Here is a 13,126-nt window from a genome sequence, read left to right on the forward strand (position 1 = left end):
GGCAGTCCTATCGTTGCGGCCTACGAGACTTATTAGCTCTGCTAACCGTATCGCTGTACCTCGCCGAGCGTTTACGGGATTTGCCGCGAAGTTGGCGGTCACGCCCACGTCGACCGCGCCGACGCCGGGTGCGTCGTGGGTGGATCGACGGCGTGGCGGTACTCTGGTGAGTCGCAGTTCCCGGCCCGCATGCATGTTCGACATCAAGTGTTCAAGCTGGTGAACGAGCCGGCGAGCCGACGACGAGACCACACGCACCACACCGATCGAGGAAGACAACCCAGTGCAGACGCATGACATCCGCAAGCGATTCCTGGATCACTTCATCAAGGCCGGTCACACCGAGGTGCCGAGCGCATCGCTGCTGCTCGACGATCCCAACCTGCTGTTCGTGAACGCCGGAATGGTGCCCTTCAAGCCGTACTTCCTCGGCGAGCAGACACCGCCGTTCGACCGCGCCACCAGCGTGCAGAAGTGTGTGCGCACCCTCGACATCGACGAGGTCGGCATCACCACCCGGCACAACACCTTCTTCCAGATGGCCGGCAACTTCTCGTTCGGTGACTACTTCAAACGAGAGGCGATCACCTTCGCCTGGACCCTGCTGACCGGCAGCGTCGAGAACGGCGGCTACGGCATCGACCCCGAGAAGCTCTGGCCGACCGTCTATCTCGACGACGACGAGGCCGAGGCCATCTGGCGTGACGAGATCGGTGTGCCCGCCGAGCGGATCCAGCGTCGCGGGATGAAGGACAACTACTGGTCGATGGGCGTACCCGGCCCGTGCGGTCCGTGTTCGGAGATCTTCTACGACCGCGGCCCCGAATACGGTGTCGAGGGTGGTCCCGAGGCCGACGAGGATCGCTACATCGAGATCTGGAATCTCGTGTTCATGCAGAACGAGCGCGGGGCAGGCGGCGGCAAGGAGGACTACGAGATCCTCGGCCCGCTGCCGAAGAAGAACATCGACACCGGCATGGGTATCGAACGCGTCGCGTGCCTGCTGCAAGGCGTCGACAACGTCTACGAGACCGATCTGCTCAAACCGATCATCGACCTGGCCGCCGAGGTGACCGGTCGCGCCTACGGCAAACAGCACGATGATGACGTGAAGTTCCGGGTCATCGCCGACCACACGCGGACCGCGGCGATGCTCATCGGCGACGGAGTGCTGCCCGGCAACGACGGGCGCGGCTACGTTCTCCGGCGGTTGTTGCGTCGCGTCGTGCGATCGGCCCGACTTCTGGGGGCAGACCAGCCCACCATGGGTGCGTTCATCGGCGCGGCAATCGAGCTCATGTCGCCGTCGTACCCGGAACTGGCCGCGCAGCGTGACCACATCGTGAACGTCGCGGTGGGTGAGGAGAACACCTTCGGCAAGACTCTCGCGGCCGGCTCCAAACTCTTCGCCGACGCGGCGGCGGCCACCAAGGCCGCCAAGAAGGCCACGATCAGCGGCAGCGATGCGTTCACGCTGCACGACACCTATGGATTCCCCATCGACCTGACGCTCGAGATGGCGTCGGAGGCCGGTCTCGACGTGGACGAGGCCGGGTTCACCGACCTCATGGCCGAGCAGAAGCAGCGCGCGAAGGCCGACGCGACCGCCCGCAAGACCGGCCACGCCGACGCGGCCGTGTACCGAGAGTTCCTCGACCGCGGACCCACCGAGTTCACCGGCTTCGACGAATTGATCTCGGAGGCAAAGGTTCTCGGCCTCGTCTCGGACGGTGTCACGGTGCCCGTCGCGACCCCGGGCCAGGAATTGACGGTCATCCTCGACCGCACTCCGCTCTACGCCGAATCGGGTGGTCAGATCGCCGACATCGGCACCATCACGACGGGCTCCGGAGTACGGCTGAGCGTCAAGGACGTGCAGAAGCTCGGCAAGTCGGTGTGGCTGCACAAGGTGGTCGTCGAGGAGGGCGAGGTCGCCGTCGGCGACGAGGTCATCGCCGCTGTCGACGCGCACTGGCGGCACGGTGCGACACAGGGCCATTCCGGCACGCACATGGTGCATGCCGCCCTGCGTCAAGTACTCGGTCCCGGGGCCACCCAGGCCGGTTCGCTCAATCGTCCGGGCTACCTGCGCTTCGACTTTCACCAGGCGTCGCCGCTGTCCGAGAGTCAGAAGCGTGAGATCGAGGAGATCTCCAACGCCGCAGTGGAGGCCAACCATCCGGTGCACACCTTCGAGACCGGCCTCGACGAGGCCAAGGCGATGGGCGCGCTCGCACTGTTCGGCGAGAACTACGGCGATGTGGTGCGTGTGGTCGAGATCGGCGGTCCGTTCTCGATGGAGCTCTGTGGTGGCACCCATGTCGCGAGCTCCGCGCAGATCGGTCCGGTGACCCTGATCGGCGAGTCGTCGATCGGTTCGGGTGTGCGCCGCGTCGAAGCCTATGTCGGCATGGACTCGTTCCGGTTCCTGTCCAAGGAACGCGCCCTGCTCGCCGGCCTCGCGTCGTCGCTGAAGGTGCCGTCGGAGGAGGTGCCGGGCCGGGTCGAACAACTCGTCACCCGATTGCGGGACGCGGAGAAGCAACTCGAGAAGGTTCGTGCCGAGGCGGCACGATCGGCGGCGGGTGGACTCCTCGACACCGCTGAGACGCTCGGTTCGACGCTGCTGGTGGGCGGTCGGCTGCCGGATGGGCTCGACGCCAACGGATTGCGCACCATCGCGACGGATCTGCGTGGTCGGATCGGTGATCGTGCTGCGGTGATCGCACTGTTCTCCGCGACGGGCGACGGTGACGCCGCTGCGGCCAAGGTGCCGTTCGCGATCGCGACCACGGCCGGCGCGCGCGAGAAGGGCATCAAGGCCGGCGACCTGGTGCGGGAGACGGCGCCCCTGGTCGGCGGACGGGGCGGCGGTAAGCCCGATCTCGCGCAGGGCTCCGGAACCGAGCCGGGCGGTATCGACGCCGCCATTGCCCGGGTGCGGGAGCTCATCGCCCGATGACCTTGACTCGCGGACGTCGCCTGGGCGTCGATGTGGGCAGCGTCCGCATCGGTGTCGCCGTGTGTGACCCGGACGGCATCCTGGCCACCCCGGTGGAGACGGTGGCGCGGACCCCGGACGGCGATGCAGATGTGGCACGGATAGCGGCGTTGGCAGGCGAGTACGAGGCGGTCGGGGTGGTGGTCGGGCTGCCGAAGACCCTGCGCAACGAGACCGGCGCCGCGGCCGTCGCCGCACAGGACTTCGGTGACCGGCTCGCGGCCCGTATCGCGCCGGTCGGCGTCGAATATCACGATGAGCGGCTGACCACGGTCACCGCACATCAGGCCATGCGGGCCAGCGGCCGAAATGCGAAATCGTCTCGCGCGGTGATTGACCAGGCTGCGGCGGTCGCTATTCTGCAGGGGTGGTTGGATGCGCGACGATGATCGGGGGAGGGACCATCCGGTGAGCGAAGAGCGGCGTCGCAGCCGACACCGCGAGCATGCCGACCAGGAGGGCGTGGACCTCGAACGGATGCGGTATTTCACCCAGCCGGCGGCCGGGACGTCCCACACGCGCCATCGGCGCAGGCGAGGCTCTGCCACCACCGGTCCGGTGCCGGTGGTACGGCCCACCGAGCGGGCCATGCCGCAGCGGATTCCGCCGCGGCCGCCGACGGTCGAGCCGCCCGTTCCCGCCGAGCCGTCCGCTCCCGAACCGCGTCGAGATCGTGAGCCGAGTGCGGTCACAGATCAGCTCGACACCCAGGCACAGCCCGCCGACACCCAGACTGTCGAAACCCGGCCGGTCGACAACCGCCCCACGGTTGTGCCCGTCGCCGAAACCGGCCGGATCGCGACGCCGGAGACGACGAGCATGCGCGAGCGGTCGCGGCCGCTTGTCGAACCGCGTACCGAAGACGTTGTCGCCGCCGACACCGAACAGGTGGATGCCACACACGCCCGTACCGTGACGGGTCCTCGCAACGGTGCTGTCTATGCCGACGTCACCGACACCGACCTGCATGACCTCGACCTGCACGACACCGATCTGCTCGACACCGAGTACTTCGGACATGACACCGAGTACTTCGGACATGACGATGTGGACGCAGATCCGCACGCAACTCACACGTTCGACGCCGCCACACCCGACGCTGCTGATCTCGACGCCGCTGATCTCGATGTCGCAGAGGCCGACACGTTGCTCGCAGGGCGTCCGCGTCGGCGGGGCAAGCGGAAGCGTCGGCGTGTGGTGATCGCTCTCGCGCTCGCCTGCATGCTGGTCCTGGTGATCGGCGTGGGCTATGTCGGAGCGCGCAGCTTCGGGCTGCTCGATTCGCGCAAGGACTACACCAATGCGGCCGGCACGGCGGACGTCATCGTCGACATCCCGGACAACTCGACGCTGCAGGACTTCGGAGAAATCCTCGTCGACAAGAATGTTGTCGGGAGTGTCCGTGCTTTTACGAAAGCCGCCGACGGACAAGCAATCTCGGGCGGAATCTACAAGCTGCGCACCGAGATCCCGGCCGCCACCGCCGTCGACATGCTGACCGACGGCACCCAGAACCGGGTCGGCCGTGTGGTGATTCCCGCCGGCCGGCAACTCGATACGAAGACCCGCGCCGACGGCATGGTGACGCCGGGCATCTTCCAGATGATCGCCACCGCAACGGGTGTCACGGTCAACGGAGTGCAAGAGGGTGTGACCGTCGAGGAACTCGAGCAGACCGCGGCGACCGCATCTCCGGAAGCCCTCGGCGTGCCGAGTTGGGCCCGTGAACCGGTGAACGCACTCACCGGCGACCATCGGCGGATCGAGGGTCTGATCGTGCCGATCGCCTGGGAGCGGATCGACCCGTCTCATTCCGCGCTCCAGATCCTGCACGACATGATCACGCAGAGCGCCCGTCAGTTCGCCCAGTGGGGTCTGCCGGGGCAGATCCAATCCGGCCTCTCGCCGTACGACACGCTGATCGCCGCGTCCTTGGTGCAGGGTGAGGTGAGTCAGCCCGACGACTACGCCAAGGTCGCCCGCGTCATCATCAACCGCCTCGACAAAGGCCAACGGCTGCAGTTCGACTCGACCGCCAACTATGCGGCCAAGGTCACCGATCTGAATGTGCACAGCGACGTTCTCAAGGGCGACACGCCGTGGAACACCTACGTGCACAAGGGATTGCCGCCGACGCCGATCGGCGCGGTGGATGAGCAGGCGCTCGAGGCGATGGAGCGTCCGGCACAAGGAAACTGGCTCTACTTCGTGACCATCGATTCCAACGGCACCACGCTGTTCACCGCGGACTTCAACCAGCATCGCCGCAACATCGGTCGCGCTTGCGCGAACGGTTTCATCACGTGCAACTGACCGGACGACACATGGACTCGGCGGTGGTACTCGGGCGTCCCGACCTCAGCGACCCGGCCGGCGGCCGCACCGCTCGTCGTGCGGCGGTGCTCGGATCACCGGTCTCGCACTCGCGATCACCCGATCTGCACCTCGCCGCGTATCGGGCTCTCGGTCTGCCGGACTGGTCCTATGAGCGCATCGAGTGCACGGCGGAGCAATTGCCGGCTCTGGTCGACGCACTCGACGCCGAGTTCGTCGGCCTGTCGGTGACGATGCCCGGCAAGCTGGCTGCGCTCGACCACGCCGACGTCAGTACCGAGCGCGCGCGTCTGGTCGGCTCGGCCAACACCCTGGTGCGGACCGCGGACGGCTGGCGTGCCGACTGCACCGACATCGACGGAATGCTGGGCGCGCTGCGCGCACTGGATGTCGATGCGGCGCAGCCTACTGCGGTACTCGTCGGCGCCGGTGGCACCGCACTCCCGACGGTGGCCGCGTTGGCTGCCACGGGCTTCGAGGAGATCACCGTGGTGGCGCGCGACGCGGCCCGCGCCCGGTCGGTGATCGAGTTGTGCGATCGGCTGGGAATCGCGACCACGGTGTTGCCCTTCGAACCGACGCCGACGCTGGATGAGCGGTGTCGCGACGCGGGGGTCGCGGTGTCGACCGTCCCGGCCTCGGGGGCGGCCACCGTGGCCACCTCGGTGGCGCATGCGAGCCGCGTCGTCGACGTCATCTACGACCCATGGCCGACCCCGTTGGCGCAGGCGGTCACCGCCGCGGGCGGGCAGGTCGTCGGGGGCCTGGTGATGCTGCTGAACCAGGCCTTCAGCCAGGTGGAACAGTTCACCGGCCTGCCCGCCCCACGAGAGGCGATGACCGCCGCGCTCGACCCCTGACACTCTGTGTCCTGTTGGAGAATCTGTGTGCTGCAGCACACAGATGGCCCGATTCAACACAGAGTGCGCGGCGTCGGGAGAACCCTGTGGATGGTCGAACGCCAGAGGTCGACCGTGCCCCCATGCTGAGGCGATGGCTTCCTGGGCGGTCCTGATCTGGCTGGTGAGCATCGGCGAGCATGATCGCCGCACTCGTCGGATTCCGAATGTTCTCGTGTGGCCGGGGATCTGTGCGGTATCGGCCACCGCGGTCGTGCACCCGCAGGTCGGCGTCGCGGCGGCGGTCGCCCTGACGCCGTACCTGTGGTGCCATCGCGCGGGCTGGTGCGGGGGAGGAGACGTCAAGCTCGCCCTGGTGTGTGGAGGCCTCGCGGCGCACTGGGATGCCGCACTGGTCCTGGTGGCCGTCGCGGCGCTGACCAACGCCGGTGCGTTTGCGCTGCGTCGTGGCGGGGCGGCAGGCGCCCATGGTCCGTTCCTGGTCGCGGCGACGATCGTGATCGCCGGGCCCTGGTGATCAAGGTGGTGATCGGGCGTGATCGACGGGTGCCGGACGGGTGCCGCTGAGTTTTGGCGCGCATGGAACAATTGACGACTGTGTTGCGCTGGATAACCGCCGGAGAGTCACATGGCCCGGCACTCGTCGCCCTCGTCGAAGGCATGGTGGCCGGAGTCGAGGTCACCTCGTCCGACATTGCCGAACAATTGGCCCGTCGCCGTCTGGGCTACGGCCGTGGCGCGCGGATGAAGTTCGAGGCCGACAAGGTGACCCTGATCGGCGGGCTACGGCACGGCGCGACGATGGGCGGTCCGGTCGCCATCGAGATCGGCAACACCGAGTGGCCGAAGTGGGAGACCGTGATGTCGGCCGATCCCGTCGACCCGGCCGAACTGGAGGGCAGTGCGCGCAATGCGCCGCTGACGCGTCCTCGGCCCGGCCACGCCGACTATTCCGGGATGCTCAAGTACGGCTTCGACGATGCTCGCAACGTCCTGGAACGCGCGAGCGCACGGGAGACGGCGGCCCGCGTCGCCGCCGGTACCGTCGCACGCAACTTCCTGCGGCAAGTTCTCGGTATCGAGGTTCTCTCGCACGTCATCTCCATCGGCGACAGCGAACCGTACGCCGGCATGCCACCGCGCTACGACGACCTCGTCGCGATCGACGCGAGTCCGGTGCGGGCCTTCGACGCCGACGCCGAACAGTCGATGATCGCCGAGATCGAAGCCGCCAAGAAGGACGGCGACACACTCGGTGGCGTGGTCGAGGTCGTGGCGACCGGGGTGCCGGTCGGACTCGGGTCCCATGTCAGCGGCGAGACCCGACTCGACGCGCGACTTGCCGGTGCGCTCATGGGCATTCAGGCGATCAAGGGCGTGGAGGTCGGTGACGGGTTCACCACGGCGCGTCGGCGGGGGAGTCAGGCGCACGACGAGATGGTGCCCGGCCCGGACGGCGTGCTGCGATCGACCAACCGTGCAGGAGGACTCGAGGGCGGTATGACCAACGGCGAGGACGTGCGCGTCCGGATCGCGATGAAGCCCATCTCGACGGTGCCCCGGGCGCTGTCGACCGTCGACATGTCGACCGGTGAGACGGCGAGCGCGATCCACCAGCGCTCGGACGTGTGTGCGGTGCCCGCCGCGGGTGTGGTCGCGGAGGCGATGGTCGCGCTGGTGCTCGCCCAGGCTGCGCTCGAGAAGTTCGGTGGCGATTCGGCGGCCGAGACCGCGGACAACGCGCAGCGTTATCGCGCCGTCATCGAGGCCCGGCCGCCTCGTGGCTGACAGCGAGACCCCGACACCGGCGCGCCCGTCGGGCAGGCAACCCGCGGCGGTGCTCGTGGGCTTCATGGGTGCGGGAAAGTCGACCGTCGGTCGCCTGCTCGCCGACCGTCTGGGCGTCGACTTCGTCGACACCGACACCGAGATCGTCCGGCGAACCGGTCGCAGTATCCCGGAGATCTTTGTCGCCGACGGCAATTCGGGTTTCCGGAAGATCGAGCGCAACGTCGTCGCCGACGTCCTGCGCAATCATGCCGGGATCGTCTCGCTCGGTGGCGGAGCGGTCACGACCCCGGAGATCCGCGAGGCGCTGATCGGACACCGCGTCGTGCATCTGCGCATCGGACCCGACGCCGGATTCGCCCGGGTCGCCGGCACCGACCGTCCGCTCCTGGGCACCGACGATCCCAGGGCCCGCTACGCCGAACTGCTTGCCGAGCGCGCCGACACCTATGCCGGGGTCGCCACCATCGAGGTCGACGCGCATGCCGACCCGGAGTCGGTCGCCGACGAGATCGTCACCGCACTCGCCCGTGAACTGCTACCCGAGAGGACGACATGAGCGAGCCGAACTCGGCTGAACCCATCTCACCCGAGCCCGTCTCCATCCGGGTCGATGCGGGTGCACCGTACGACGTGATCATCGGACGCGGCCTGCTCGGCGAGCTGGCCACGGCGGCCGCCGGTGCCGACCGAATCGCGATCCTCTACCAACCGCCGCTTGCGAAGACCGCCGAACAGATCCGAGAGTTCCTGGCCAACAAGGGGTTTGAGGCACATCGCATTGAGATCCCGGATGCCGAGGCGGGCAAGGACCTGTCGGTGGCTGCCTTCTGCTGGGAGGTCTTCGGGCGGATCGGGCTCAAGCGCAACGACAAGGTGGTCAGCCTCGGCGGCGGCGCCGCCACGGATCTCGCCGGTTTTGTCGCCGCCACCTGGATGCGGGGCATCGGCGTCATCCACGTCCCGACAACGCTGCTGGCCATGGTCGACGCTGCGGTCGGCGGAAAGACCGGAATCAACACCGACGCCGGCAAGAACCTGGTCGGCTCGTTCCACGAGCCCGACGCGGTGCTGATCGACATCGGAACCCTGGAAACGGTGCCCCGCAACGAAGTGATCGCGGGGCTCGCCGAGGTCATCAAGACCGGCTTCATCGCCGACCCGACCATCCTCGACATCATCGAAGCCGACCCGGAGGCGGCGCTCGATCCGACGGGCGACGTCCTGCCGGAGCTCATCCGTCGGTCTGTCCAGGTCAAGGCGGACGTCGTGTCGGCGGATCTCAAGGAATCGTCGCTGCGCGAGATCCTGAACTACGGGCACACGCTCGGGCATGCGATCGAACGTCGCGAACGCTATCGGTGGCGCCATGGCGCGGCAGTGTCGGTGGGGTTGGTCTTCGCGGCCGAGCTCGCCCGAATGGCCGGGCGTCTCGACGACGCCACCGCGGATCGCCACAAGTCGGTCCTCCAACTCGTCGGCCTGCCCACCAGCTATGACCCCGAGGCGCTCGGCGACCTCATGGAGGGGATGGCGGGGGACAAGAAGAACCGGTCGGGTGTTCTGCGCTTCGTGGTGCTCGACGGCCTGGCCAACCCTGGCCGCCTCGAAGGCCCCGACCCGTCGCTGATCGCCGCCGCATACTCGGTGGTCGCCGGCGACAGCACCGACCACGGGTCGTCCGTGCTGCTCTGATCGTCAGGTCGTATTCCCCAGCGTATTTCTCGTGTTTCGGCGCTGGCCACCCGACTATTCGGATACGCGACCTACCCGCCATCGTCGGCGACCGTGGAGGCAGGAATCAACGCCGTAGATCTGCGCCAGGTGGTGACTGAAATCTACGGCGTAGGTCATTGGAAACGTTGTATATCGAAATCCGGCGAGACAGATGTGTCCACGCCCTGCGGTCGCTGACATTGTCGGCTTGCGTGGTTTCGATACGCGCGTGCTCGCAGGCTCACACGGCGCTACTCAACCAGCAATACGTTTCCGCAGTTCAGGGGGCCGAAGGCAGTGCTCTTAGAGTCAGCGCGTGGCGACCTCGGTGGTCTCGGCGTCGTCGTGGTCGTTGTCCTCACGGACCGACCAATCGTCGTCGCGGTTCTTGTTCTGATCGCGACGGATGATCCAGCGACCCACAGCGGCGCCCACGAACGCGGGAACGAACACGAGCAATGCGGTGAATGAACCACCTGCGATCAGTTCGACGAAGAAGCTGGACTGTCCGATGCCGGCGAACCACAGGGTGCCGAGCAGCCAGCAGATGGGACCGGACAGAACGCCCGCAACCAGACCGGCCTGCAGCCAGCGAACGGTGAGGTCCTCGTAGTCGTCGGGGTCGGGGTTGGCCCGGGCGTCGCGAATGCCGTCGATGCCACCCCACACCAGGGCGACCAGCACGACGGCAGCGACCGCGATGGTCTTCCACACGGTCGAGTGCAGCGGGGCCTGGACCACGGCCACACCGAGCAGGACACGCGCGAGGATGTGAACAGCGGCCATCACCAGGCCACGGGGCAACCACGAAGTCATAGCGGACAGGCTACCCAGCGTCGACGTGTTACGGAACACATGCCCCCGCCGGGGCGAGCGGAGCGACGGGGGATGACTTCGGCGGGACCCGAATACGACACCGCGCCGTGCACCGTCGTAGCGTGGCAGTCGTGGCAACGACAAGCACGGCAACGACCCAGGCTCGGCGACAGCGGGTCCGTGACCAGCTGGCGGGGGCGGATGAGCCGGTGGCGGCCTTCGTGGTGTCGAACCTGATCAACGTCCGCTACCTGACCGGATTCACCGGGTCCAACGCCGCAGTTCTCATCGACGCCGAGGATCCCGGACTCGACCGGATCTGCACCGACGGCCGCTACCTGACCCAGGTGGCCCGTCAGGTGCCCGACCTCGAAGCCGTGATCGAACGCAACTGTCCTCCCGCGCTCATCGAGCAGGCACGCAGTGCCGGTCGGACACGGATCGGTTTCGAATCCGACACGATGACCGTCGCCGCACACCACGGCTTGAGCGAGCGGTTCGCCGACGCCGGCATCGAGCTGATCGGCATCTCGGGCCTGGTCCAGGAACTCCGAGCGGTCAAGGACGCCCACGAGATCGCCCTGCTCCGAGCGGCATGCGCGATCGGCGACGCCGCACTGGCCAGGATCATCGCCGACGGGGTGATCCGGGCGGGCGCCACCGAACGCGAGGTCGCGAGGGCGCTCGAATGGGCGATGTACCGGCTCGGTGCCGACGGGATAGCGTTCGAGACCATCGTCGCAGCGGGCGCCAACTCGGCTGTTCCGCATCATCGTCCGACCGATGCCGCGCTGGCCGACGGCGACCTGGTCAAGATCGACTTCGGGGCGGTCTATGCCGGATACCACTCCGACATGACCCGGACTCTTGTGCTGAACCGGGCGGCCGATTGGCAGCGCGAGCTCTATGAGCTGGTGGCGACCGCGCAGGCGGCCGGTCGAGCGGCCCTGCGGCCGGGCGCAGACCTGCGCGCGGTGGATGCCGCCGCACGCGACGTCATCGACGCGGCCGGACACGGTGAGCGCTATGTGCACGGCCTCGGACACGGCGTCGGCCTGGAAATCCACGAAGCGCCGGGAATCGGGAAACTCGCTGCGGGTACACTGCCATGCGGCGCAGCGGTGACCGTGGAGCCCGGCGTATACCTCCCAGGGTGTGGTGGAGTACGCATCGAGGACACACTCGTCGTCACCGATGGTGAACCGGACCTGCTGACCGCCACCGACAAGACGTTCACCGTCATCTGACGGGCATTTCGATGTAGAGAGAAGAGACTGACGATTATGGCGACCACCGCCGATTTCAAGAACGGCCTCGTGCTGCGCATGGACGATCAGCTTTGGCAGATCCTGGAGTTCCAGCACGTCAAGCCCGGCAAGGGACCCGCATTCGTGCGCACCAAGATCAAGAACGTGCTGTCGGGCAAGACCGTCGACAAGACCTTCAACGCGGGCGTCAAGGTGGAGACCGCGACCGTCGACCGTCGCGACATGCAGTACCTGTACAACGACGGCACCGACTACGTCTTCATGGATCAGCAGGACTACGAGCAGTTCGCGATCCCGCCGGCCACCGTCGGCGACGGCGCGCGGTTCCTGCTCGAGAACATGACCGTCCAGGTCTCGCTCAACGAGGGCAACCCGCTGTTCGTCGAGCTCCCGGTCACCGTCGAGCTCATCGTCGAGCACACCGATCCCGGCCTGCAGGGTGACCGCTCGACCGGTGGCACCAAGCCCGCGAAGCTGGAGACGGGTGCCGAGATCAACGTGCCGCTGTTCATCAACACCGGAGACAAGCTGAAGGTCGATTCGCGCGACGGCAGCTACCTCGGCCGCGTCAACTCGTAGTAGCCAGTGAAACAACCCGGAACCCGGCACAAGGCGCGACGCCGAGCCGTCGACCTGCTCTTCGAGGCGGAAGCCAAGCAGGTCAGCCCCGCTGCGCTCGTCGCCGAACGCCGCGAACTCGTGCGCGACGATGAGAGTGTCGGCGCCATCCACGACTACACCGCGACGGTGATCGAGGGACTCGCCACCGATCAGCCACAGATCGACGCCGTCCTGTCATCGCACCTGCGTGACTGGACGCTCGAACGGCTGCCCGCCGTCGACCGCGCGATCATGCGTCTCGCGACGTGGGAGCTGTTCAATTCGGTCGACGTCGACACCATCGTCGTCGTCGACGAGGCGGTCGAGCTCGCCAAGGAACTCTCCACCGACGACTCGCCCGCGTTCGTCAACGGCGTGCTCGGGAAGATCGCCGAGCTTGCCCCGCAAGTGCGGGCCGCGGCCGCCGCAGGTGATGCTGACGGCAGAACCGACGGACCCGCGCGCTGATCCGAAGAGTTCGGTGATTAGCGCTCTGACCTGCACATAAGCGTCCACCACCCCACCGCTCTCTGAGGTGCCCGAGGCGCCGGCCGAGGGATGCCTCGAAGGGCAGGTGAACGGGCCACGTCAGCGAGGCGCCGGGCCACTGAAAGTAGGGGAAGGTTCTTCCCCTACTTTCTGTCCCTGCTTGTTGAGTCGTCCGCGAGAAAATTCGCGGGGAGGACTCCAGGGATAGGGGACGAGTTTCTTCCCCTATTTTTCGTGGATCATCGTTGCCGCGT

The 13,126-nt window shown here is 67.2% G+C and carries 12 protein-coding genes; 11 read left to right on the plus strand and 1 reads right to left on the minus strand.

Translation table 11 applies throughout. The features are described 5' to 3' along the window. Positions 1-283: 283 nt before the first annotated feature. From alaS to aroB, 8 genes are all read left to right on the plus strand, one after another. Entirely contained in the window at positions 284-2,962 is a 2,679-nt protein-coding gene (gene alaS / locus ACWDTF_RS04465) for an alanine--tRNA ligase (RefSeq protein ID WP_240858518.1), read from the plus strand. Then, on the plus strand, positions 2,959-3,390 hold the full coding sequence (ruvX, locus tag ACWDTF_RS04470) for a Holliday junction resolvase RuvX (protein ID WP_240858503.1): 432 nt from the start codon (positions 2,959-2,961) through the stop codon (positions 3,388-3,390). Before alaS ends, ruvX begins: the two co-directional genes overlap by 4 nt. Positions 3,391-3,409: 19 nt before the next feature. Beyond that, on the plus strand, positions 3,410-5,314 hold the full coding sequence (locus tag ACWDTF_RS04475; RefSeq protein ID WP_449754006.1) for an endolytic transglycosylase MltG: 1,905 nt from the start codon (positions 3,410-3,412) through the stop codon (positions 5,312-5,314). 11 nt (positions 5,315-5,325) lie between these two features. After that, entirely contained in the window at positions 5,326-6,195 is an 870-nt protein-coding gene (locus ACWDTF_RS04480) for a shikimate dehydrogenase (protein ID WP_374247080.1), read from the plus strand. A gap of 133 nt (positions 6,196-6,328) precedes the next feature. Next, entirely contained in the window at positions 6,329-6,712 is a 384-nt protein-coding gene (locus ACWDTF_RS04485; protein ID WP_240858481.1) for an A24 family peptidase, read from the plus strand. Positions 6,713-6,774: 62 nt separating this feature from the next. Next, entirely contained in the window at positions 6,775-7,983 is a 1,209-nt protein-coding gene (aroC, locus tag ACWDTF_RS04490) for a chorismate synthase (RefSeq protein ID WP_240858475.1), read from the plus strand. Between the two features lie 64 nt (positions 7,984-8,047). Next, positions 8,048-8,542, plus strand: a complete 495-nt coding sequence (locus tag ACWDTF_RS04495; RefSeq protein ID WP_240858673.1) for a shikimate kinase — start codon at positions 8,048-8,050, stop codon at positions 8,540-8,542. Continuing rightward, a complete protein-coding gene (gene aroB, locus ACWDTF_RS04500; protein WP_240858464.1) occupies positions 8,539-9,678 on the plus strand; it encodes a 3-dehydroquinate synthase in 1,140 nt (379 codons plus the stop codon). Before ACWDTF_RS04495 ends, aroB begins: the two co-directional genes overlap by 4 nt. A 330-nt stretch (positions 9,679-10,008) precedes the next feature. On the opposite strand, the gene ACWDTF_RS04505 is transcribed toward aroB, so the two are convergent. Beyond that, positions 10,009-10,515: a B-4DMT family transporter gene (locus tag ACWDTF_RS04505; protein WP_240858452.1), complete on the minus strand. Its 507-nt coding sequence runs from the start codon at positions 10,513-10,515 to the stop codon at positions 10,009-10,011. 131 nt (positions 10,516-10,646) lie between these two features. On the opposite strand from ACWDTF_RS04505, the gene ACWDTF_RS04510 reads away from it, so the two are divergent. Genes ACWDTF_RS04510 through nusB form a run of 3 tightly spaced genes read left to right on the plus strand, consistent with a single transcriptional unit; the run spans position 10,647 to position 12,851 of the window. Beyond that, positions 10,647-11,762 (plus strand): M24 family metallopeptidase, encoded by a 1,116-nt coding sequence (locus tag ACWDTF_RS04510; protein WP_240858450.1) that lies wholly within the window; start codon positions 10,647-10,649, stop codon positions 11,760-11,762. A gap of 36 nt (positions 11,763-11,798) precedes the next feature. Continuing rightward, positions 11,799-12,362 (plus strand): elongation factor P, encoded by a 564-nt coding sequence (gene efp, locus ACWDTF_RS04515; protein WP_240858445.1) that lies wholly within the window; start codon positions 11,799-11,801, stop codon positions 12,360-12,362. A gap of 6 nt (positions 12,363-12,368) precedes the next feature. After that, positions 12,369-12,851, plus strand: a complete 483-nt coding sequence (gene nusB, locus ACWDTF_RS04520) for a transcription antitermination factor NusB (protein ID WP_240858427.1) — start codon at positions 12,369-12,371, stop codon at positions 12,849-12,851. Positions 12,852-13,126: the final 275 nt, after the last annotated feature.

Source organism: Gordonia sp. NPDC003422, assembly GCF_053588675.1.

What these genes read in the sequence shown, in the direction of transcription:
- ruvX (WP_240858503.1), top strand. Translation starts at nt 2,959, where the DNA reads ATGACCTTGACTCGCGGACGTCGCCTGGGCGTCGATGTGGGCAGCGTC.
- ACWDTF_RS04480 (WP_374247080.1), top strand. Translation starts at nt 5,326, where the DNA reads ATGGACTCGGCGGTGGTACTCGGGCGTCCCGACCTCAGCGACCCGGCC.
- ACWDTF_RS04485 (WP_240858481.1), top strand. Translation starts at nt 6,329, where the DNA reads ATGGCTTCCTGGGCGGTCCTGATCTGGCTGGTGAGCATCGGCGAGCAT.
- aroC (WP_240858475.1), top strand. Translation starts at nt 6,775, where the DNA reads ATGGAACAATTGACGACTGTGTTGCGCTGGATAACCGCCGGAGAGTCA.
- ACWDTF_RS04495 (WP_240858673.1), top strand. Translation starts at nt 8,048, where the DNA reads ATGGGTGCGGGAAAGTCGACCGTCGGTCGCCTGCTCGCCGACCGTCTG.
- aroB (WP_240858464.1), top strand. Translation starts at nt 8,539, where the DNA reads ATGAGCGAGCCGAACTCGGCTGAACCCATCTCACCCGAGCCCGTCTCC.
- ACWDTF_RS04505 (WP_240858452.1), bottom strand. Translation starts at nt 10,515, where the DNA reads ATGACTTCGTGGTTGCCCCGTGGCCTGGTGATGGCCGCTGTTCACATC.
- efp (WP_240858445.1), top strand. Translation starts at nt 11,799, where the DNA reads ATGGCGACCACCGCCGATTTCAAGAACGGCCTCGTGCTGCGCATGGAC.